This window comes from Acinetobacter sp. WCHAc060042, from assembly GCF_003231195.1.
In the GTDB taxonomy this organism is placed as follows: domain Bacteria; phylum Pseudomonadota; class Gammaproteobacteria; order Pseudomonadales; family Moraxellaceae; genus Acinetobacter.
Window position 1 is genome coordinate 1 of record NZ_QKVN01000048.1, and the last position, 20600, is coordinate 20600.

20 protein-coding genes, 2 tRNA genes and 1 pseudogene are annotated in these 20600 nt (G+C 38.3%); 8 read left to right on the top strand and 15 right to left on the bottom strand.

The window, feature by feature from the left end:
• Positions 1 to 87: 87 nt before the first annotated feature.
• The 7 genes and pseudogenes from DPG01_RS16060 to DPG01_RS16090 form a co-directional block, all read right to left on the bottom strand.
• Positions 88 to 558 carry an SMI1/KNR4 family protein gene (locus tag DPG01_RS16060; protein WP_110975766.1) on the bottom strand — a complete coding sequence of 157 codons (471 nt, stop codon included), beginning with the start codon at positions 556 to 558 and terminating at the stop codon, positions 88 to 90.
• A gap of 17 nt (positions 559 to 575) precedes the next feature.
• Positions 576 to 815, bottom strand: a complete 240-nt coding sequence (locus DPG01_RS16065) for an HNH endonuclease (RefSeq protein WP_228157017.1) — start codon at positions 813 to 815, stop codon at positions 576 to 578.
• Positions 784 to 957, bottom strand: a pseudogene (locus DPG01_RS16070) (helix-turn-helix domain-containing protein); the annotation flags it as partial. The gene DPG01_RS16065 and the pseudogene DPG01_RS16070, both read right to left, overlap by 32 nt.
• Positions 958 to 1224: 267 nt before the next feature.
• Positions 1225 to 2859 carry a chaperonin GroEL gene (gene groL / locus DPG01_RS16075; protein WP_086208436.1) on the bottom strand — a complete coding sequence of 545 codons (1635 nt, stop codon included), beginning with the start codon at positions 2857 to 2859 and terminating at the stop codon, positions 1225 to 1227.
• 67 nt (positions 2860 to 2926) lie between these two features.
• Positions 2927 to 3217 carry a co-chaperone GroES gene (locus DPG01_RS16080; protein WP_010326285.1) on the bottom strand — a complete coding sequence of 97 codons (291 nt, stop codon included), beginning with the start codon at positions 3215 to 3217 and terminating at the stop codon, positions 2927 to 2929.
• A gap of 194 nt (positions 3218 to 3411) precedes the next feature.
• A complete protein-coding gene (locus DPG01_RS16085; protein ID WP_110975769.1) occupies positions 3412 to 4188 on the bottom strand; it encodes a metallophosphoesterase family protein in 777 nt (258 codons plus the stop codon).
• Positions 4185 to 5108 (bottom strand): diacylglycerol/lipid kinase family protein, encoded by a 924-nt coding sequence (locus tag DPG01_RS16090; RefSeq protein WP_086208438.1) that lies wholly within the window; start codon positions 5106 to 5108, stop codon positions 4185 to 4187. Before DPG01_RS16090 ends, DPG01_RS16085 begins: the two co-directional genes overlap by 4 nt.
• A 414-nt stretch (positions 5109 to 5522) precedes the next feature.
• On the opposite strand from DPG01_RS16090, the gene DPG01_RS16095 reads away from it, so the two are divergent.
• A complete protein-coding gene (locus DPG01_RS16095; protein ID WP_110975770.1) occupies positions 5523 to 7355 on the top strand; it encodes a phosphoenolpyruvate carboxykinase (GTP) in 1833 nt (610 codons plus the stop codon).
• A 111-nt stretch (positions 7356 to 7466) separates the two neighbouring features.
• The gene (locus DPG01_RS16100) at positions 7467 to 7832 is read left to right on the top strand and encodes a hypothetical protein (RefSeq protein WP_086208440.1); all 366 of its coding nucleotides are present in this window, start codon (positions 7467 to 7469) and stop codon (positions 7830 to 7832) included.
• Positions 7833 to 7909: 77 nt separating this feature from the next.
• On the opposite strand, the gene glpD is transcribed toward DPG01_RS16100, so the two are convergent.
• Entirely contained in the window at positions 7910 to 9427 is a 1518-nt protein-coding gene (gene glpD, locus DPG01_RS16105) for a glycerol-3-phosphate dehydrogenase (RefSeq protein WP_110975771.1), read from the bottom strand.
• A gap of 536 nt (positions 9428 to 9963) precedes the next feature.
• On the opposite strand from glpD, the gene DPG01_RS16110 reads away from it, so the two are divergent.
• Together DPG01_RS16110 and DPG01_RS16115 are read left to right on the top strand one after the other, a co-directional pair.
• Positions 9964 to 11283, top strand: coding sequence for an MFS transporter (locus DPG01_RS16110; protein ID WP_086208442.1), 1320 nt, complete (start codon positions 9964 to 9966; stop codon positions 11281 to 11283).
• 172 nt (positions 11284 to 11455) lie between these two features.
• Positions 11456 to 11884: a hypothetical protein gene (locus DPG01_RS16115; RefSeq protein WP_086208443.1), complete on the top strand. Its 429-nt coding sequence runs from the start codon at positions 11456 to 11458 to the stop codon at positions 11882 to 11884.
• A gap of 23 nt (positions 11885 to 11907) precedes the next feature.
• On the opposite strand, the gene DPG01_RS16120 is transcribed toward DPG01_RS16115, so the two are convergent.
• Both DPG01_RS16120 and folD read right to left on the bottom strand, forming a co-directional pair.
• Positions 11908 to 12594: a class I SAM-dependent methyltransferase gene (locus DPG01_RS16120; RefSeq protein WP_086208444.1), complete on the bottom strand. Its 687-nt coding sequence runs from the start codon at positions 12592 to 12594 to the stop codon at positions 11908 to 11910.
• A 262-nt stretch (positions 12595 to 12856) separates the two neighbouring features.
• Entirely contained in the window at positions 12857 to 13705 is an 849-nt protein-coding gene (folD, locus tag DPG01_RS16125) for a bifunctional methylenetetrahydrofolate dehydrogenase/methenyltetrahydrofolate cyclohydrolase FolD (protein WP_110975772.1), read from the bottom strand.
• A gap of 152 nt (positions 13706 to 13857) precedes the next feature.
• Between folD and DPG01_RS16130 the strand changes: the two genes are divergently transcribed.
• The 4 genes from DPG01_RS16130 to DPG01_RS16145 all read left to right on the top strand — a co-directional run bounded on the left by DPG01_RS16130 (position 13858) and on the right by DPG01_RS16145 (position 15164).
• Positions 13858 to 13931, top strand: a tRNA-Cys gene (locus tag DPG01_RS16130).
• 10 nt (positions 13932 to 13941) lie between these two features.
• A tRNA-Leu gene (locus DPG01_RS16135) sits at positions 13942 to 14027 on the top strand.
• A gap of 173 nt (positions 14028 to 14200) precedes the next feature.
• Positions 14201 to 14791, top strand: coding sequence for a DUF805 domain-containing protein (locus DPG01_RS16140; protein WP_110975773.1), 591 nt, complete (start codon positions 14201 to 14203; stop codon positions 14789 to 14791).
• A 175-nt stretch (positions 14792 to 14966) separates the two neighbouring features.
• A complete protein-coding gene (locus DPG01_RS16145; RefSeq protein WP_110975774.1) occupies positions 14967 to 15164 on the top strand; it encodes a hypothetical protein in 198 nt (65 codons plus the stop codon).
• Between the two features lie 454 nt (positions 15165 to 15618).
• Here DPG01_RS16145 and DPG01_RS16150 read toward each other — a convergent pair whose 3' ends face one another.
• The 5 genes from DPG01_RS16150 to DPG01_RS16170 form a co-directional block, all read right to left on the bottom strand.
• Positions 15619 to 16263 (bottom strand): OmpA/MotB family protein, encoded by a 645-nt coding sequence (locus tag DPG01_RS16150; RefSeq protein WP_110975775.1) that lies wholly within the window; start codon positions 16261 to 16263, stop codon positions 15619 to 15621.
• A 3-nt stretch (positions 16264 to 16266) separates the two neighbouring features.
• Positions 16267 to 17691, bottom strand: coding sequence for a hypothetical protein (locus DPG01_RS16155; protein ID WP_110975776.1), 1425 nt, complete (start codon positions 17689 to 17691; stop codon positions 16267 to 16269).
• On the bottom strand, positions 17691 to 18842 hold the full coding sequence (locus tag DPG01_RS16160; RefSeq protein WP_162622356.1) for a hypothetical protein: 1152 nt from the start codon (positions 18840 to 18842) through the stop codon (positions 17691 to 17693). Before DPG01_RS16160 ends, DPG01_RS16155 begins: the two co-directional genes overlap by 1 nt.
• Positions 18843 to 18966: 124 nt before the next feature.
• The gene (locus DPG01_RS16165) at positions 18967 to 20007 is read right to left on the bottom strand and encodes an ATP-binding protein (RefSeq protein WP_171327441.1); all 1041 of its coding nucleotides are present in this window, start codon (positions 20005 to 20007) and stop codon (positions 18967 to 18969) included.
• A 221-nt stretch (positions 20008 to 20228) separates the two neighbouring features.
• Positions 20229 to 20600: WYL domain-containing protein (locus DPG01_RS16170; RefSeq protein ID WP_162622357.1), on the bottom strand; the 372-nt coding region annotated here is incomplete at its 5' end.

The window sequence follows — 20600 nt, forward strand, 5'->3', positions numbered from 1 at the left end:
CTTTAAATTAATTTTTATATTCTTCCTCTTTTATCGAATCAAAATCAAAGCTGTTAAACAAATAACAGCCCTTTTTATTAACTTCTACTACTCATGTAACAAATTTAAAAAATCATCGAAATTATTGGCTACATTATTCACAACCATAGAACTTGTTCCATCTTCATAATCAAAAAAATCATAATGATAAACTAATACTACTTTAGGGTTTGAAGTTTTAGAATCCTCTCGATAATCAAAACAAATATAGTCTCCATTTCCACATCTACCAAATATAATAAGATTTTTTACTCCATAATTATTTAGATCAGATATATTACTTTGCTTTTTTAAAATATTACCATTTAGATGATTATCTTTAAAGCTAATAAAGACAATATCTCTGTCATCTTGCTTACCATAAAAATTGATAAAATCAAAACAATCTTCTTCTGGTCTAAGAGCATCATGCTGTAGCATTAAATCAATATAAGTTTTTGGGAAAAAATAACCTAATTCATCTTGGACTCTTTGAATCTCATTTAATGAATTTTGACCATTATCCTGATAAACACGCATTATTTTCTCCTTTTCTTTTACTTACCTATTTTCAGTGAGTTTTGCCCTGTATGAGGAACTGCTTTGTTTGAATGAAATTCATTTGGCACCAATTGCATACTATTAGGAGACGATTGTGCGTTATGATGCCAAGTATAACCAGAAATCTTCTCTCTCCCAGCTTCCAAAGCTTTTAATTGATTATCTGTAAACTTACTTCGAGCAACAGGATCATCTTTGATTTCATTCCAGTTTCTTATTTTCTTCAAGTAGTGCACCAAGATATGATAAATATTGTTGTGTACCAACTAATGTTCCTGATTTAGCTTTATTGTTCCAATTGGAAAGCGTTTGCATGGATATACCGAGCTGTCTTGCTGTTTCTGAGACATTACCTTTATTGGCTTCGATTGCCTTTATGGTTTCAGCTTTAAATTCTGCTGTATAAAACTTTTGTTTTTTGCTCGTGGTAAACTCCTGATGAGTATGTTTAGTTTACCAAGTTAAAGTCTCCGTTTTTATCGACATACATCAATATCCTGTAGGTCTATAAAATTAAAAAGGCCACAAATAAAATTTGTGGCCTTTTTTGTAACAAACTCAAATGTGAGTAACATCGTGAGTAAGTTAAATACCAATATTTTAAATCATATTAAATTACAATAACTTAAGCTATCAATAAGCAACTTACATCATGCCGCCCATACCACCCATGCCACCCATATCAGGCATTGCAGGCTTGTCTTCTGGAACGTCAGTAATCATACATTCTGTAGTCAACATTAAACCTGCGACAGATGCAGCATGTTCAAGTGCAGAACGTGTTACTTTCGCAGGGTCAAGAATACCCATTTCTAGCATGTCACCATACTCAGACGTTGCAGCGTTATAACCAAAGTTACCTTGACCATTTTTCACGGCATTGATCACAACTGAAGGCTCATCACCCGCATTCGCAACGATTTGACGAAGTGGTGCTTCAATCGCACGACGTAAAATGTTGATACCTACATTTTGATCATCGTTTGCACCTGTTACGCCATCAAGCGCAGCTGCAGCACGTACCAGTGCAACACCACCGCCAGCAACCACACCTTCTTCAACCGCAGCACGCGTAGCATGAAGCGCATCGTCTACACGGTCTTTTTTCTCTTTCATTTCAACTTCAGTCGCTGCGCCAATTTTGATCACAGCTACACCGCCTGCCAATTTAGCAACGCGTTCTTGAAGTTTTTCTTTGTCGTATTCAGACGTCGACTCTTCAATTTGCGCACGGATTTGAGTGACACGTTCAGCAATTTGAGTTGCATCACCAGCACCATCAACAATCACAGTATTTTCTTTAGATACTGTAATTTTGTGCGCAGTACCTAAGTCTTGAAGAGAAGCTTGCTCTAACGTCATGCCCACTTCTTCAGAAATCACAGTCGCACCAGTCAAGATTGCGATATCTTGAAGCATTGCTTTACGACGGTCACCAAAACCTGGCGCTTTAACCGCACATACTTTAATAATGCCACGCATGTTGTTGACAACCAGTGTAGCTAAAGCCTCACCTTCAACATCTTCAGCGATGATTAAAAGTGGTTTACCTGTTTTAGCAACAGCTTCTAGCACAGTAATCAATTCACGGATGTTGCTGATTTTTTTATCAACAAGAAGAATGAATGGGTTTTCAAGTTCAGCAGTTAAAGTGTCTTGTTTGTTTGCAAAATACGGGCTGATATAACCACGGTCAAACTGCATACCTTCAACAACGTCCAAAGCATCTTCAAAGCCTGAACCTTCTTCAACGGTAATCACGCCTTCTTTGCCTACGCGTTCCATTGCTTGTGCAATGAGTTTACCTACAGTTTCGTCAGAGTTTGCAGAGATTGAACCCACTTGTTCAATCGCTTTAGTATCAGAAGCAGGCTTTGCTGTTGCTTTAATTTCAGCAACCAATGCTTTAACAGCAAGGTCAATACCACGTTTCAAGTCCATTGGGTTCATACCCGCAGTTACAGACTTGATGCCTTCATTTAAAATTGCTTGAGCGAGTACAGTTGCTGTTGTTGTACCGTCACCCGCGATGTCATTGGTTTTAGAAGATACTTCACGAACCAATTGAGCGCCCATGTTCTCAAATTTGTCTTTTAGAGAAATTTCTTTCGCAACAGTTACACCATCTTTAGTGATGTGCGGTGCGCCGAAAGAACGGTCGATCACAACATTACGGCCTTTAGGGCCTAAAGTCACTTTTACAGCATCTGCAAGTACGTTTACGCCTGCAATCATTTTAGAACGTGCTGAATCACCAAATTTTACATCTTTAGCTGACATGCTTAACTCCAAATATTCTTAAATTTTAATCAATTGTATTGCTTAAACAGCAAATGACCGTTCCGAATTAACCTTCAAGAACTGCTAAAATATCAGACTCTTTCATTACTAGAAGCTCTTCGCCTTCAACCTTAACTTTAGTGCCTGCATAAGCACCGAACAGTACATTGTCGCCCACTTTTACGTCTAAAGCACGAACGCCATTGTCTGTGATTTTGCCATTACCTACTGCAATAATTTCACCTTGAGCTGGCTGTTCAGCAGCAGAAGTGCTCAAAATCAAACCGCCAGCAGTTTTAGTTTCTTTCTCTACGCGGCGAATCACAACGTTGTCATGTAAAGGACGAATTTTGCTCATTTCTAACTCCATAGACATTTTCAGAATGTCATTGATTACGATGTGAAGATGACTTCTTATTCCTAGGTCATCAACAAAATTTTGATATGACACTTTTGTGGGGATGGAAAAAAGGGCTTCAAGGGCAAATACAAAATATTTTTATATTTTTGCGCTCTTTTTAAGCAAACCTAATCAAAGTTTAGACACACAAATTAATCTGAGATATTTTTCTGCATCAACTCGAAGCGATTTATTGCAGAATTAAAGCTCAAATGCTGCACATCTGCATTATTTAAAATAATGTTTAAGCTATTCGGTCGTCCACCATGTAAACGATAAGATGTCGCTGTTCCAGCATGAATATCTAATACAGGATGTGATGCTCCAAGTTGATAAATCTGATTCAGATCATAGACTGCTGGATGATGCAAATGCCCATGCAAGAGTCCATTTAAACCCTGTTGACTCCATTGCTCCAGTGCAATACGACCAAGCATTGGACAGTCTTTCACACCATGACTATGGTCTGGCGGCGTATAAAAAGGTTGATGAGCGGCGATCAGCTTTATTTTGTGTGCAGGTGCTTGTTGTAATTTCAGGTCAATCTCTTGAATTTGGCTCAGTGAAATATGCCCCCGTGTGTGGTAACGCCTCCGAATACTGTTCACACCTATGACATAAAAGTGTTCAGTTTCTAAGGTGTTTTCCATCCCCCCAAAAAACAGTTGATAACGCACAAATGGATTAAAAAAACGATTCCAAATATGGTACAGCGGGATATCATGATTTCCTGGCACCACCAAATACGGTAAATTCAAACTGTCTAGAAACTGCCGACAAGCATAAAACTGAATAAACCGTGCACGCTGGGTTAAATCACCACTGACCACTACGGCTTCAAAAGAATGTTCCTCACATAACAGATGAATAGCCTGCAAACAGGCTTCGCGTTCTGTGCCGAAATGTAAATCAGACAAATGTAAAATCATGCAGGAACCATGATATTCAGTGCATGTTTACGTACTGTAATTTTTAGAGGCGGTTTCATCATAATGATTTCACCATCTACGGCAACTGTAAGCTTGTTATGCTTTGAATGCACAATCACTTCATCTGCGGCAAAGCTATAAACATCGGAAGCCTGATCCAAATTGCCTTTAATCAGTTGCCACAAGGTTTTAAACAGTGTGCGTTTATCACTTTTTGCAACAACCACCCCTGCTACCTTTCCAGCTTCGGCAGCTTCTGCAATACGCAATTTCATTTCAGCCAATTGAAGCTGATTATTGCCGAAGAAAATCAATGGCGTTTTAACAGGATAAAGCTGCCCATCAACTTCAACCTCAAGTTTTAACTCTTTACGGTTACGAATAAGAACATCCAATGCCGAGGTATACGCATGCAATGGAAAACGTCCAAAATGCTGATTAAACTGTTCTCGCTTTTGAATAAATAAAGGATATAACCCTAAGCTGGCATTGTTCAGGTAAATGTGTTGATTGAGCTGTGCCACATGCACAGAACGTGTTTTCCCCGTGCCAATCACATGTGCCGCTTCTAATAAATCTAGCGGGATATTCAAGACCCGTGCGACATAGTTAAATGTACCTAAAGGCAATATTCCCATAGGAATATCAGTACCCATCAGCTTTGAAGCGACTGCATTTAATGTTCCATCTCCACCTGCTGCAACCACAACACCTATATGTTCTGCTTGTCGATGACGTAATAAAACCTCTTGCATCATCTGATCAAAGTCCATGCACTCACTTAACTCAAATGACTGTATTTCAAAACCAGCAGTACTCAGATCGGCTAGCAGTTGTTCATACACTTCATCTTTATTTGTGGCATGAAAACCTGATTTTTTGTTATAAATAAGTGACAAAGGTTTTAACTGCTCAGACATCCCGCACTCTTTCATAAAGTAATTACTCTATTTTTGTCCAAAAATTCAACAGTTAACAGTTTGGTTATGTAAAAATCAAATGACGTTCATTTATTTAATCAATAATAAATCTCAATCACAAAATATTTATAAACCATTGTTTTTAATTTAAATATTTTAAATGAATAATACTCATAAATATAATAAATACATCAAATAAAGCAATAAAATTAAAGTAAAATATTGTTTTTTAATAATTAAAATGAAATACCTTTACAAAATTGTTCATAATTTAGATACGGCTTTGGTCTTATTTTTTTTATCAAATTATGCTTTAATACAGCCACTTTTTTTTCATCTTTTCATCTCAGCAGTAAATCTATTGTTGAGATTGTACTTTGTACAACTGTGTACATATTTGAGATAGGCCTCACCATGACCCAAGTGAACGCACCAGAATTCGTTCGTCACCCTAAGCTTATTGCATGGGTGGAAGAAATTGCAAAATTAACAAAACCAGCGAAAATTGAATGGTGTGACGGTAGCGAAGAAGAATATCAACGTTATATCGACTTGATGATCGCTAACGGCACGATGCAAGCGCTTAACCAAGAAACACATCCTGGTTCTTATCTTGCAAATTCTGACCCTTCTGACGTTGCTCGTGTTGAAGGTCGTACATACATCTGTTCTGAAAAACAAGAAGATGCTGGCGCAACAAACAACTGGGAAGAGCCTGCTGAAATGCGTGCTCGTCTAAATGGTTTGTTCGACGGTTCAATGGCAGGTCGTACTTTATATGTAGTACCGTTCTCTATGGGTCCTTTAGGTTCTCATATTGCACACATTGGTATCGAACTTACTGACTCTCCTTATGTAGCAGTCAGCATGTCTAAAATGGCTCGTATGGGTAAAGCTGTTTATGACGTATTAGGTACTGATGGCGAATATGTTCCTTGTGTTCATACAGTAGGTGCCCCACTTGCGATCGGCGAAAAAGACGTGGCTTGGCCTTGCAATCCTGAAAAATGGATCGTTCACTATCCAGAAACACGTGAAATCTGGTCTTATGGTTCAGGTTACGGTGGTAACGCATTGTTAGGTAAAAAATGCCTAGCTTTACGTATTGCTTCTTCTATGGGTCGTCAACAAGGCTGGTTAGCTGAACACATGCTGATCCTTGGCGTAACAAATCCACAAGGCGAAAAACACTACATCGCAGCAGCATTCCCTTCTGCATGTGGTAAAACGAACTTTGCTATGTTGATTCCACCAGCGGGTTACGAAGGTTGGAAAATTGAAACCGTAGGTGACGATATTGCTTGGATCAAACCAGGTGAAGATGGTCGCTTATATGCGATCAACCCTGAAGCTGGTTTCTTTGGGGTAGCGCCTGGTACAAATACCAAGACGAACCCAAACTGTATGGCAACATTAACTAAAGATGTTATCTATACCAACGTTGCTGTAACAGACAACGGTGAAGTATGGTGGGAAGGTCTTTCTAAAGAAGTGCCTGCTAACCTAACTAACTGGAAAGGTCAACCGCACACTGGTGAAGAAAAAGCAGCTCACCCGAATGCACGCTTTACTGTTTCAGCAGGTCAATGTCCTTCTATTGATGCTGACTGGGAAAATCCAGCAGGCGTACCTATTTCTGCATTCATCTTCGGTGGCCGTCGTGCGGACACAGTGCCTCTTATTTCAGAAGCATTTGACTGGGTAGATGGTGTTTATAAAGCTGCAACTATGGGCTCTGAAACAACTGCAGCTGCTGTAGGTCAACAAGGTGTCGTTCGTCGCGACCCATTCGCAATGCTTCCATTTGCGGGTTACAACATGGCGGATTACTTCTCTCACTGGTTAGAACTTGGTGAAGAAGTTGCAGCAAAAGCAAAAGCTGCAGGCAACAAACTCCCAGGCATTTACAACGTGAACTGGTTCCGTCGTGATGCTGAAGGTAACTTTGTATGGCCTGGTTTTGGTCAAAACATGCGTGTTCTTGAGTGGATCATTGACCGCTGTGAAGGCCGTGCTGATGCTGTTGAGACTCCAATTGGTTTAGTACCAACTTATGAGCAATTAAACTGGACAGGTTCTGACTTTACTAAAGCTCAATTTGAACTTGTGACTTCTCAAGATAAAGATCAATGGATCAAAGAAATTGAAAGTCATACTGAGTTGTTCAATAAACTTGGTGAGCGTTTACCAGCTGCACTTAAAACTCGTCAAAACGAACTTTTAGAAGCTGTGAAAAAATCTGCTTAATCTTTAAATTAAGCTCTCAAAAAAGACCGCACAAGCGGTCTTTTTTCAATCTTTCAAATATTTTAAAAATTTAACTTTATAAATCAAAAAGAAACATCAAAAGGGAAAACTATGTTCAAAACACTCATGCTAACCATCAGTCTAGTTGGTGTATCAAGCCTAGCAATGGCTCAAACTGAACCAACAACAACATCTACACTGCACGTCTGCGCCATTAAAGGTACTCCAGACTCTACTCAATTTGACATCAAAAAACGCATTAAAGTTGCTAAAGGCACTTATGGCAGTGTGGAAGAACTTTATCCACGCTTTGCTGAACGCGCGCACCAAGTGGGTGGCAATGTGGTGATTAATTACAATGCAAGCCAACGATTTGGATTCTGGCCTTGGCGTATTGTTCGCCCAGTGGTCTGGGGTACTGCTGTGAAATGGAAAACACCTGTGGACTGCAAACAATTAGGTGGTATTGAAATCTAAGCTTAAAAAGCCGCGCAGCAAGCGGCTTTTTTTAATCCCAATGCTCTACTTTTAAGAAGATAAACATCAATGCAAGACTATGCAGCATCACCCTGCACACGACGCTGATGTAAATCATGTAGATACAGATCTAAACTTCGGACTTCAGCTATATTGAGTTTCATACCCAGCTTTGTTCTTCGCCAGAGAATATCTTGGCTATGCCTAGCCCATTCAACTCTATATAAATAATCAACCTCTTGCTGATATAGACCATACCCAAATGACTGCCCTAAATCCTGCATGGTCTTCTTCTCATCTAGCATCTGCCAAACACGACAGCCATAGGTTTTAGCCCAACGCTGTGCAGTATGTAAATCCAAACCTTGAATACTCTGCATTAATTCTGTCCGCAATAATTCCACTGAATCAAAATCCTCAGCACCCGGTAATTTTGCTTGCAGCGTCCATTCTGCTTTCATCTGAGGAAAATACCGTTTGAGCTGAGATAATGCTGCTTCTGCTAGCTTACGATAAGTTGTTAACTTTCCACCGTATACTGTCAAAAGAGGTGCTTCGTGTTCTCCTTCATTCGACAGTGCAAGGACATAATCACGGGTTATTTTAGAAGCCTGTGCGCTTTCATCATCATACAGCGCCCGAACACCAGCATAGGTAGAAATGACATCATCAAACTGTAATTGCAGCTTAAAATGATTGTTAATAACATCTATTAGATATGCCGTTTCTTGTTCGGTAATGTGTACATGATTTGGATCACCCTCAAACTCTAGGTCTGTTGTCCCAATCAAACTGTATTCATCTAAATAAGGGATCACAAAAACAATGCGCTGATCATCATTTTGTAGGATAAAAGCGTGATGTTCGGGGTATAAGCGCTTCACAACAATGTGACTACCTTGTACTAATCGAATTCCAGCTTTTGGCGTTTGAAGCAACTGCTGTTGAATAAAATCAGTGACCCATGCACCTGTAGCATTCACCAAAACTCTTGCCTTAATTTGATATTGTTGTTTTTGATGTTCTAAGGTTAAACACCACACACCCTCTTGCTGAGTTGCAGAAACACAGCGGGTCTGTGTTCGAATCTGCGCTCCTAGTTCATGTGCTTGCAATGCATTGACCACCACTAACCGAGCATCATCTACGGTACAGTCAGAGTATTCAAAACCACGACTGATCGTTTCCTTTAGTGGACTATCAGCATTAAAATAAATTAACTCAGAACCTTCAAGAGTTTCTCGTTTTGCCAGATAATCATAAATAAATAAGCCCGAACGAATTAGCCATGCTGGGCGCAAATACGGTTGATGTGGCATGATAAAACGCATGGGATGGATCAAGTGTGGCGCTTTTTTTAATAAGACTTCACGCTCAAGTAATGCTTCACGAACTAAACGAAATTCTTTTTGTTCCAGATAACGCAATCCACCATGGATGAGTTTGCTACTCGCTGAAGACGTATGACTAGCTAAATCATCTTTTTCGCAGACGAAAACATTTAAGCCACGACCAACAGCATCATTTGCAATTCCCACTCCATTGATTCCAGCTCCAACAACGGCAATGTCATAAATTGCATTTGTGTCTTGCATATCAACCTCTTTACTTAGCATATATTCTTGTTTTTCTTAATCTCAACTTAACATCAAAATCAGACCTTGTCATACCGAAAAGATGATTCCACCGTACAAAAACATCACTTTCCTTAACAGATCAGCTCTCCCACATCTTTTTACAAATTAATGCTTCTTTTTTATGATTCGGTTCAATATTTGAATAACATTCAAACAAAAAGTGATATTTCCACCAAATAAAAATTCTTTTTAATTTTGCATAAAGTGACCTAAACCGTTGTATTTTAATTGACTATTCACATTTTACTGATTACCAAGATACTGTTTTAAATAAGTAAAATTATTATTTTCCATTGAAAAACGAATATTAATTAGAAAAACTTAACAGCCCATAAATCATGCGATTTTTTAGACTAAAGTCGAATGAACTCTCTAAACAAGGGGCGTATAACAAAAAAGAATTTATTGTTTAATCTAAAAATATATTGTTTTAACTTTTATAATCCAAAAAGTTAAAAGATGTATTTTTCCGAACTTCTCTTTGGAAAATCTTTGTGACTGATTTATCTTCCCAAGCAGCTCCAGTAAGCCTCGACAAAAAGACACGTTTAAAATCAATTTTAGGCGGTTCAGCAGGTAATCTCGTTGAATGGTATGACTGGTATGTCTATGCAGCATTTACATTATATTTTGCCCCCCAGTTTTTTCCTGAAGGAGATGACACGGTCAAATTACTGCAAGCCGCTGCGGTATTTGCACTTGGGTTCCTCATGCGCCCAATCGGCGCATGGATCATGGGTATTTATGCCGACCGCAAAGGACGTAAATCAGGCCTAACATTATCTGTGTCTTTAATGTGTGTGGGGTCTTTAATTATTGCCTGCGCGCCCACCTATGCAAGTGTCGGCATGCTCGCACCTGCCCTATTGCTCTTTGCACGCTTATTACAAGGTTTAAGTGTTGGCGGTGAATATGGCTCTAGTGCCACTTACTTAACCGAAATGGCAGGTAAAAACCATCGCGGCTTTTTCTCTAGTTTCCAGTATGTGACCCTCATTTCAGGACAATTACTCGCTCTGTGCGTGTTGATTATCTTACAACGTAACATGACTGAAACCCAGTTGTCTGAATGGGGTTGGCGTATTCCATTCTTTATTGGTGCCGTTCTTGCAGTTGTGGTGTTCTGGATTCGTCGTGGTTTGGTTGAAACACAATCATCGAAAGATGCACAAGAACAAGCTAAAAATGGCGGCCCCAAATCAAGTGCTTTGGCATTGTTTACTAAATACCCACGACAAGCTTTTACTGTCATTATGCTGACTGCAGGTGGAACGCTGGCATTCAATACTTTCACCACCTATTTGCAAAAATACTTGGTCAACACCTCTGGTTTTGAAAAAACTACAGCGACTGAAATTACCACAGCAGCCATCTTTATTTTTATGCTGTTACAACCCGTAGTTGGCGCACTATCCGATAAGATTGGTCGTAAACCCATTATGATTACTTTCGGTGTTTTAGGCGTACTGTTCACGATTCCAATCTTTAACGGCCTAGGCTCAACCAGTAGCCCAACCACTGCTTTTATGCTGTGTATGAGCGGTATGGTAATTGTGACAGGTTATACTGCCATTAATGCTGTCGTGAAAGCAGAGCTGTTTCCTGCGCACATTCGTGCACTAGGTGTTGCACTGCCTTATGCTATTGCCAATACGGTTTTTGGTGGTACAGCAGAGTTAGTTGCTTTAAGTTTTAAAAATGCAGGGCATGAAAACTATTTCTTTTATTACATTACATTTATGATCGGATTATCCTTACTGACTTATATTTTCATGAAAGACACCAAAAAGCACAGCATGATTACCGATCACTAATCCTTTTGCTTGTTGCATATCTGAAATATTAAAAGTCTAAATGCCTTCATCCCATGAAGGCATTTTTTATTTACCAGAGGAAAGTTTTACTCAAACTAGATCAATTGAAATATCGTGAATTAAACTTGTGTATGGCATACTAAGAACAAGAATAATGTTAGGAACTTTTTACATGAAAAATACGTATAAATTTTTAGGTTTAAGTTGTATTGTTTTAGCAGTATCTGCATGCCAAAGTACACCTCGCCAATACAATGGCAATGTTGGCTATCAAATTGAACAACAGTCTGGAACTAGTGCTACGCTTGCTTATACACTTGCAGCACGTAAAAATCAGCAGCTCGATGAAAATAAACTCCAACATGCGTGCCAAAAGGTTTTAGGTTCACAGAAAAACTATAAATTGACGATTTTAAGTATCAATGAGATTCCAAATACTGCCGCAGATATGCCTCAATATGGTCGTCAAATTGGACAAACTCGCGCTACATTTGGTTTAAGTAACACACCGGACTTACACCAAGGTGAAAATTTTGCCACACGTGAAGCACTTGAAACACGACCGAGCACATTACATGTAGTACGCTATACCTGCTCATAAATCGCTTAGACTCATGAAAAGGGCTACTGCCCTTTTTGAGTTTCTAAAGTTCGATAAAAACTTACATTACGAAACTCAGGTGATTCATCTAAGTCTGGCCACGTTGTTGCACTGCGTTCATCCAACTTTATGTACTGCGGATGGCTGAAATTTTTAACACGACTATCTGCCACCCAAACCTCTGGTGCAAACTTTAAAAACTCATCTAAAAAGAAACGATTACATTGGTCATATAAAACATCAGCAGCCAACAAAACATCAACTTGCTCTGCTTTGTAGAGATCAATTAAATATTCCAGCTCTACATTATTTAGTTCCGCATTGGCACGACAAGCATCTAAACTCACTTGGTCAATGTCACAGCAAATCACGCGCTTTGCACCCGCAATTTTGGCTGCAATCGCAACCACCCCTGAACCTGCACCGAAGTCCAACACCACTTTATCCTGAACATGATGTGGTTCAGCCAGTAACCACTGCGCCATTGCTAGACCTGAAGCCCAGCAAAAGATCCAATATGGCGTTTCATTCCAAATACGCCGAATGATTTCATCATCCAGTTTATCGGTTGGAAATACTGGAGGAATGAGCCACAGTGAAATGGGTGTTTCAGGAAGTTGCTGAGCTAAAAGCTCACAATTTGGAATCACCTCATGCAAGGCTTGAAGTAAATGATCTGGGGCTTTGGGGAATTGGAAAGTACAGCTCATAAGTCATTGAGTACTTTTATGCTTTTACTGCGGGGTCTTGCAGCTAAAGTTTGGATTGAGGAATTAGCCTTCGGCTAGACCTACTTTTGTTTTGGCAAAAGTAGGCAAAACCATAGTCATTCGCTGAACTCGTTAAATGCCACCATCTATTTAAAATAGTCGCAGAAACATTAAATAATAAAGTCTTAGCTCAAACAACAGCGAATGACGTTATCGTGTATCCAATACTCGCTTTGAGGAAGTATTAGACTACTTTAAATAATTAACCTAAAGCCTTCTCAGCCGCTTCAACCGTTTGACGAATCAATGTCGTAATGGTCATTGGGCCAACACCACCTGGAACTGGTGTGTACGCAGAAGCCACTTCTTCAATACCGACCAATTGAATGTCGCCTACACCACCACCATCACGTGGATGGAAACCTGCATCAACAACCACAGCGCCTTGTTTAATCCAATCTTTTTGGATCAATTCAGCCTTACCCACAGCACCCACGATAATATCCGCTTGCTTCACAAAGCTCGCCAAATCTTGAGTACGGCTATGGCAAATCGTCACAGTTGCATTGGCTTCAAGCAACATTGCCGCCATTGGTTTACCTAAAATTGCAGAACGACCTACAACAACCGCATGTTTACCCGCGATTTCAATGTTGTTTTCTTTCAGAATCGTCATAATACCTGCAGGAGTTGCAGAGCCATAAGCAGCCTCACCCATAGCCATACGACCAAAACCAAGACAGGTTACGCCATCCACATCTTTTGCAAGAGAGATTGCATCAAAACATGCACGCTCATCAATCTGTTCAGGCACTGGATGTTGCAGCAAAATACCATGTACATCAGGATTTGCATTCAACTTTTCAATTTCAGCTAACAATTGCTCAGTCGTGGTTTCTTTAGGTAATTCAACTTTAAGCGAGTCCATACCAACGCGGCGGCAAGCATTTCCTTTCATACGCACATAAGTTGCAGATGCACCATCGTCACCCACCAAAATTGTTGCAAGAATTGGGGTACGACCTGATTTTGCTTTTAGCGCTTCTACGCGAGTTAACAAGTCAGCTTCAATTTTTTTTGCCAATGCACGACCATCTAAAACTAATGCCACGGCACATCTCCAAGTGTTGATATGAATCAATTTTGCACATAATACATGATTATTTTGAATATTTTTCGCGATATGCTGTTTTTATGCGCATACGAATGAAAGTCCTATTGTTTTTTTTTCAGAGCTTGCTAATATACGCATCAACAAGACGCGGCGGGGTGGCAGAGTGGTCATGCAGCGGACTGCAACTCCGTGGACGCCGGTTCGATTCCGACCTCCGCCTCCATCTTGTTAAAGCCCGAGTGGTGAAATCGGTAGACACAGGGGATTTAAAATCCCCCGCCCACAAAGCGTGCCAGTTCGAGTCTGGCCTCGGGCACCATTCTTATACTTCTAAGTATGGTGCATATAAAGAACCCAGCTTTAAGCTGGTTTTTTTATGCCTGTAATTTAGAATTAAAAATATTTTGATTCCAATGACACCCCCTGTCATCCCTCTAAATAACAATAGCCCCGTCAATACACATTATCTAATCGTATACACGGAGCATAAAAATGAAAGGCACAATTCTTGATTTTTCGATTCAAACCAATAGTGGGATTATTTCTGGGGATGACCAAAAGCGCTATACATTTTTTGGCAATGAGTGGAAAGAAAACATTTCGCCACAACGTGGATTAAAAGTTGACTTTGATTTAAATGAGCAAGGTTTTGCTATTGGAATATATAAAGCTTTAGGTGCATCTCCTACGATTGCAAACCACTCCAACACCACTGAAAAAAGTGAAGAGCATTATCATGTCTTTGACTGGTTTATCAAATGTATGAAAAATTATGCAAACTTTAATGGTCGGTCGAGACGCAAGGAATACTGGTTCTTTCGTTTAAGTATTTTCATTCTGGTGATTGTTGCTTCTATTGTTGATATAGTGCTCGAAACAGAAGTAATTTTTACGGGTTTGGTTTTACTTGCCACCTTTATTCCTGATTTGGCAGTGAGCGCACGCCGTTTACATGATACAGGGCGTTCAGGTTGGTGGTTCCTCATTAGTTTAATTCCGATTGTTGGTCTTATTTTATTAGTGATCTGGTTTGCTACCAAGGGGCAAAGTGAAAGCAATCTTTATGGTGAACCTGTAAAATAATTCCAACTATTTCTTTAACCTTTAACTTAAACTCTCAATTTGATCTTTGGGAGTTTTTTCTTTATACAATCAAATTAAATCTAAAAATTATAAATAATCCTTTTAAAATGACATCACCTATCATTCTCATTATTCATAATTACGCTAACTTCTAAAGATAATGAGAAAAAACATCATGATTATTGGACTTATTTTACATTATTCACCTTTAAATAAAACAGGCATTGTTATTGACGGGAATGCTGTTCGCTATCGATTCTCCCGCAATGAATGGCCAGAAGATATCGATCTAAAACTGGGATTAAAAGTCACATTTAATTTAAATCAAGATGATCAAGCCACTAACATTCGTCAGGAATGGCTTGTTGCCTAATCTACAACTTCATCAGGAAATACAATATGTCTTTTATCATCTTAGTATTTTTTGCTTTTTTAGTTGCAACCTTTGCGAAAAGCCAAGGCCAATCTTTCTTACTTTGGCTCTTAATCTCTGGTCTTTTTACTCCGATTTTAGGGTTTATCGGGTTGATAGGTTATTTAAAATTTAATGAGTACCAGTAAAGTGAATGAAATAATTATAGAAAATTAAAATATTGATTAGAAATCGCCTCTTATTATTAAAACATTTAACAATAAGAGGTATAAATCATTTTATTTAGACTTACATATCTTATCAACCACCCAGAAAACCGATAAAATTAGAAAAAACCCAATAACAACATATTGAAATCCTATCTGGCCCAAGATTTTAAAGATAATGTTAAATAATAAATCAATACATTCTTTCATCTTCATTTAAACCTAAATATGATAAAAATATCAAACAATCAGTTCCCAGACGTAACTGCAAACTGAATCTCTACACGGCGATTTCGACCATCTTTAGAATCTATACCTTTTAAAGGATGAGAATCTCCAAAACCTGCGACCACAATACGTTTAGACTGAATAGCATCCAATTGTGAGATTAATAGCTTTCGTGCCTCTCTCGCTCTCGCTGCGGATAAAGTAAAGTTATCATCATATACTGTACAAAAACGCGCATAATCAGTTACAGGACGAGAAACAGGTAAGCTGTCTGTATGCCCCTCAACATAAATCGAAGCTAAACTATTATCTTGTAAGAATTTTGATATTTTGATATCAATATTCTTAAATGCTTGAGCAGCCAACGGTGTAATACATGCACTACCTTTTTCAAAAATATTGTCTTTTAATGTAATTCGCCCATCTGCAATATCAAATGACATCAAACCACTTGCACCTTGTTCTTCAACAGATTTCTTTAAATCATTTAACATTTCCGCAATACGTTTTTGTTGGGCTGCTCCTCCCTGTTCCATTTCCTGCTTGTGCTTTAACTCAGCATACGTTTTCTGTAATACAGACATCACTAGCAAAAGCATGACAACAGCCATAACTCCTGCCATTAAATCTGAAATTGAAATCCACTCATTGGGTTTATCTTTCACTGTTTACGTTCTCCCCCCAAGTTTTAAAAGATTATTAACTTTCTTTTGTTGCTCAGGAGAAGTGTTAATTTCAATCTTACCCAATAAAGTAATTTGAGAATCTATGCCATGTACTAAGTTTTCTAGTGTTGGTTTTAGCGTTGTGACCGCTTCAATACTTTGTAATGATTCTTTAAATGTACCATTTACTGTATTTGTTAATTCCTCTATTTTTTTACCAACGTGCTCTGTACGCTTAATACCATTAGTAACAGCTCCGAATTGATTATTTATTCCCTCTGTTAATTCTTTTACAAGATTCGTCATTTCAAGAATTTCTTTTCTTAATACTTGTACAGTTGTAGTAAATTGTCCTTGTGATTTTTTCTGTAATTCCATTGATTCATTAATAGTTGATGTTACAGTTTTCATAGTTTCATCTACACTACCCGATAAACTATTGACAGCATTAGAAATATCCTTTGTTGCCTTATTTAAACCTTCCGACATTTCAGCCATGTTTTGACCAAAACTCTCATTCATACCAGTAATTGTTGAATTAAGGTCTTCTTTCATCAGATCAACAACACTTTCCATATTAGAACGGAATGAATCAATTACGTTTTGTAAATGCTTTGCTGATTCACCCATTTGTACAGCGGCCTTTGACATACCTGTTGCTGATTTTCCTAAACTAGATACTGTTGCTTCATTCTTCTCAATAAAGCCAACCATAGCATTTTTACTCTCCTCACTATGTCTACTTAACTGCTGAAACAACTCCTGATTCTTAGTTTGATTATTTCCAATCGTCTCAACAAATAACTGAGCAATAGTTTGCATGTTATCAATAATATTTTGATTATTCCTACGTTGTTCCTTTAGCTGTCTATCTCGTGCAAGGTCAAGTTCCCCTTTAACTTTTTCAATTGACCAACGTAACCGGCGTTCTTCATAACCATTTTTAGATAAGATAACTTTTAATAAAATAAATGCTAATAATCCCCATGTTGATGTTTTAAATTTAGTGCCAAGCCCTTCCAACATCCCCATCAACTGAGTCATTGAAGCATCCATATTATTCATGGCATTTGCACCAGTTAGAATGGAGGATGCTTTATCCAAAGCGAGACCTAGTCCCAGAAACGTACCTAATAAACCAATAATCAGGATCATTCCTGGCATAATATCAGCTAATTTTTCTGATGATGTCGCTACAGCTTCACTAATTTCCATAACTGAACCATGTTCAGCATCAAGATCATTAGCAGTATTATTAACATCACCACCATACCAATTATGTTCCCAATTCTCAGGCTTGGCTTCTTTATATACTCGAGTAATAGTGAATATAAATAACCCCCAAATAATTACAAGAAAAGCAATTGGCAAAACTTCAATTTTAAAGGGTGAAAAATGAATCGGCAATAAGAAGTTTAAGATTTCCATTATGCTACTTCAGCCTCAATCAAATCTTGATTACGTTGTTTACTATCTGCTGCAAAAATATTGGCATAATCTGTAATCAAGCTTTGCTCGTCCACTGATAACTCATCCCACTGTTTTCCATTTTGGGCACAATCAATTAATAATCGACCCACTGTCGCAACATCATCAAGGATATAATCTCGTCCTTCCTCTTCAAATTGTTCTTCTGATTTTTCCAATACCTGTAAAAATCCTTCGGCAGCATGAACGTAGCTTTTCATTGCTCGATTTTCTTTACCTTTCTGTTTTAATTGATAAGATTCAGTAATAACATCCTGCCTCAATTCAATTAAGCTTTGCTCTTCATCTGAGCTTAGGGGCTCAATTTCAAGTTTTGTTTCTAATGACATTAAATCATCTTGTAAAGATGCTAAATGCTTATTCTGCATTTTCCATTTCGCTTCCATATTTTGATATTTGGTTTCCCATGCACAAATCATTTCTTCAAATACAAAAGGAATAAGTGATTTACCGTTAAAACGTCTTCTGATTAATTGATCTAAACGCTCTGCATCCGCATCAGACAATTGTGGGTTTTCAGCCAAAAGATCAGAACCTACACGCAACAAGAATGAATCATCTGCTGTAATTTCATTGATGTTCTGTGCCGTATTTAATGTTTTTTCTGCAGCTTTCAACAATTTCTGAGTCGCTCTTAATCTTAAATAATGATTAAAATCAGTTAAATTATCTTTCTCTAGAATTGACTGAATGCGAGTTTGAACTAATATATAGTCATTAATAACTACAGCAAAACGAATAGACTGGCGTTGCTCTTCGGTCTGCATAGCATCCATTGTTTCCTGCAAATCTTCCTGACGTTGTTCCGCCTCTTTGGTTTCATCTGGTGTCAAAAACTTTTCACGAAAGTGGCGTGCTGTTTTAGCTGCCCATAAAATAGCCTGTTCTGCTTTTTTAAGAATTGGACTATTCTCTAATGCCAATAAAGCCTGCAAACCTTTTTCAATGACAACCGCAGCCGTTTGTGCCCACGGATGAGGGATCACTTTTAAAGCATTGGAAACCATTGGAGCAATTCTCACAACATGTGGCTTTACAGTTGCCCAGACTTCTTTTACTCTGCCCACAAAATTTTCAGCTTCATCGGCCATCCAATCAATCGCTTTACTTGCTGCACTTTTCGCTGTATTCCAGACTTTACTTGCAGCAGACGAGACTTTTGAACCAACCCATGAACAAGCCGAACTAAACCACCCCATATCAATCTCCTTTAAATTAACCTTTAATACCCAATAACGATTTTGCAGAACTAACCTCATCATCACTTATTGCTTTGTTTTTACTTGCAACTTCTGACTTGGCATGATTCACACGATGAATTACTTCTTTTAACTGTTCCAATTTTAATTTAGGTTCTTCCTGTGCCTGTTCTGCTTCCAACAAAGCTTTAGGTAGAACCAAACGCATACAAGTCCGAATCTCACGCCCAGAAAAACCCTCAGATAATTCTGCTGCCCAATTAATAAACTCACTTCGTTCTTCTAGCAAAGGAATTTGCTCAACCAGCATTTTTGACCATAAATTTTTGCGTGCCTCTAAATCAGGTAAGTCAAAATGAATATGGTGACTAATACGGCTTCTAAACGCTTCATCATAGTTTTTGGCAAAGTTGGTTGCAAAAATTGCAATTCCGTTAAATTTTTCTAACTCGATCAATAAAGTAGAACGCATAGCATTCACTTCATTATCAATACCTTGTGTCACTGAAGATAAACGTTTACCCAATAAGGTATCTGCTTCATCAAAAAATAAAACTGAATTGGCTTCTGTTGCAACCTTAAACACAGCCTGAATATTTTTTGAAGTTTCCCCCATAAACTTGCTTTCAAGCTCAGCAATTCCCAATTTTATGATAGATAAGCCTAAACTTCCTGCGAATGCTTCTGCGGTTAAAGTTTTACCTGTCCCAGGTGCACCAAAAAAATTTAGAATAACACTGCGCCCTTGCTTATCTACAGAACCAAAATTCCAGTCTTCATAGATCGTTTTATGAAAGCGTAATTTAGCCATTCCTTCATCTAACTGCATGCGGGTAACAGTTGATAAAATGACATCATCATCCAAAGTAACCGTTGGTTTAACAATCATATAATTCTGCTGATCTTGAGCTAAAGGCTCAACAATATCTAAATTCTGATCCTCATTCTGCCCATCACGTTCTCGTTCTACCTGAAACTGCTGTAAACGCTGACGTGCTTTTTCTAAATCAAATTTCTCATTAATGTTAGAAGATAGTTGATTCTCTCTATGACCCATTTTTTGCAAACCCTTTATAAATTTCTTCATTTTTAAACCAAGCTTTTAATTTTTTATCCAATCCGACATATCAAACTGCCCAGCCATGATCATTTGTACACCACACTTTTTACACCGTGGAAAGCCTAAAATCACATCACTTGTAGACACAAAAATATCTGTTGCTTTACATTATAGACCCTGAGCTTTTATTAGCTTTGGTTTCCATGCCATTGTATCCCCTAACGTTCCAAATACCCTTTTAAACCAACTTCTAACTCATCCTGTAAATGTTCAGGGCTAACAATTTCAACATGCGGAATCCAATATCGAACTAAAGGTAAAAGCTGCATGGTATGGCTAATTTTACTGGATACTAATATCCCGCCATCTTCTAATGTCTTAACAAGCTCTTGCTCAGGTAAAAGTTGGCGTTGCATAAAATGCAATACCACGTCGGCATGAACTTTTAAAATCACTTCACTTTTTTCCTGACCAAACCAAATACCATCTTCATCTTCCAATTGTTTTAAAATATCTAAATTCGGTTTGAATGTTGAAAGCTCATGCTGTTGATAAGAACGGGTAATACGACTCACCCTATAAGTAAGAAG

Bases quoted from the DNA above. Each gene is read 5' to 3' on its own strand.
- DPG01_RS16165 (WP_171327441.1), bottom strand. From the start codon at position 20,007: ATGGGTCATAGAGAGAATCAACTATCTTCTAACATTAATGAGAAATTT.
- DPG01_RS16140 (WP_110975773.1), top strand. From the start codon at position 14,201: ATGAAAGGCACAATTCTTGATTTTTCGATTCAAACCAATAGTGGGATT.
- DPG01_RS16080 (WP_010326285.1), bottom strand. From the start codon at position 3,217: ATGAGCAAAATTCGTCCTTTACATGACAACGTTGTGATTCGCCGCGTA.
- DPG01_RS16115 (WP_086208443.1), top strand. From the start codon at position 11,456: ATGAAAAATACGTATAAATTTTTAGGTTTAAGTTGTATTGTTTTAGCA.
- DPG01_RS16060 (WP_110975766.1), bottom strand. From the start codon at position 558: ATGCGTGTTTATCAGGATAATGGTCAAAATTCATTAAATGAGATTCAA.
- glpD (WP_110975771.1), bottom strand. From the start codon at position 9,427: ATGCAAGACACAAATGCAATTTATGACATTGCCGTTGTTGGAGCTGGA.
- DPG01_RS16160 (WP_162622356.1), bottom strand. From the start codon at position 18,842: ATGGCCGATGAAGCTGAAAATTTTGTGGGCAGAGTAAAAGAAGTCTGG.
- DPG01_RS16090 (WP_086208438.1), bottom strand. From the start codon at position 5,108: ATGTCTGAGCAGTTAAAACCTTTGTCACTTATTTATAACAAAAAATCA.
- groL (WP_086208436.1), bottom strand. From the start codon at position 2,859: ATGTCAGCTAAAGATGTAAAATTTGGTGATTCAGCACGTTCTAAAATG.
- DPG01_RS16100 (WP_086208440.1), top strand. From the start codon at position 7,467: ATGTTCAAAACACTCATGCTAACCATCAGTCTAGTTGGTGTATCAAGC.
- DPG01_RS16155 (WP_110975776.1), bottom strand. From the start codon at position 17,691: ATGGAAATCTTAAACTTCTTATTGCCGATTCATTTTTCACCCTTTAAA.
- DPG01_RS16145 (WP_110975774.1), top strand. From the start codon at position 14,967: ATGATTATTGGACTTATTTTACATTATTCACCTTTAAATAAAACAGGC.
- DPG01_RS16095 (WP_110975770.1), top strand. From the start codon at position 5,523: ATGACCCAAGTGAACGCACCAGAATTCGTTCGTCACCCTAAGCTTATT.
- DPG01_RS16120 (WP_086208444.1), bottom strand. From the start codon at position 12,594: ATGAGCTGTACTTTCCAATTCCCCAAAGCCCCAGATCATTTACTTCAA.
- DPG01_RS16085 (WP_110975769.1), bottom strand. From the start codon at position 4,188: ATGATTTTACATTTGTCTGATTTACATTTCGGCACAGAACGCGAAGCC.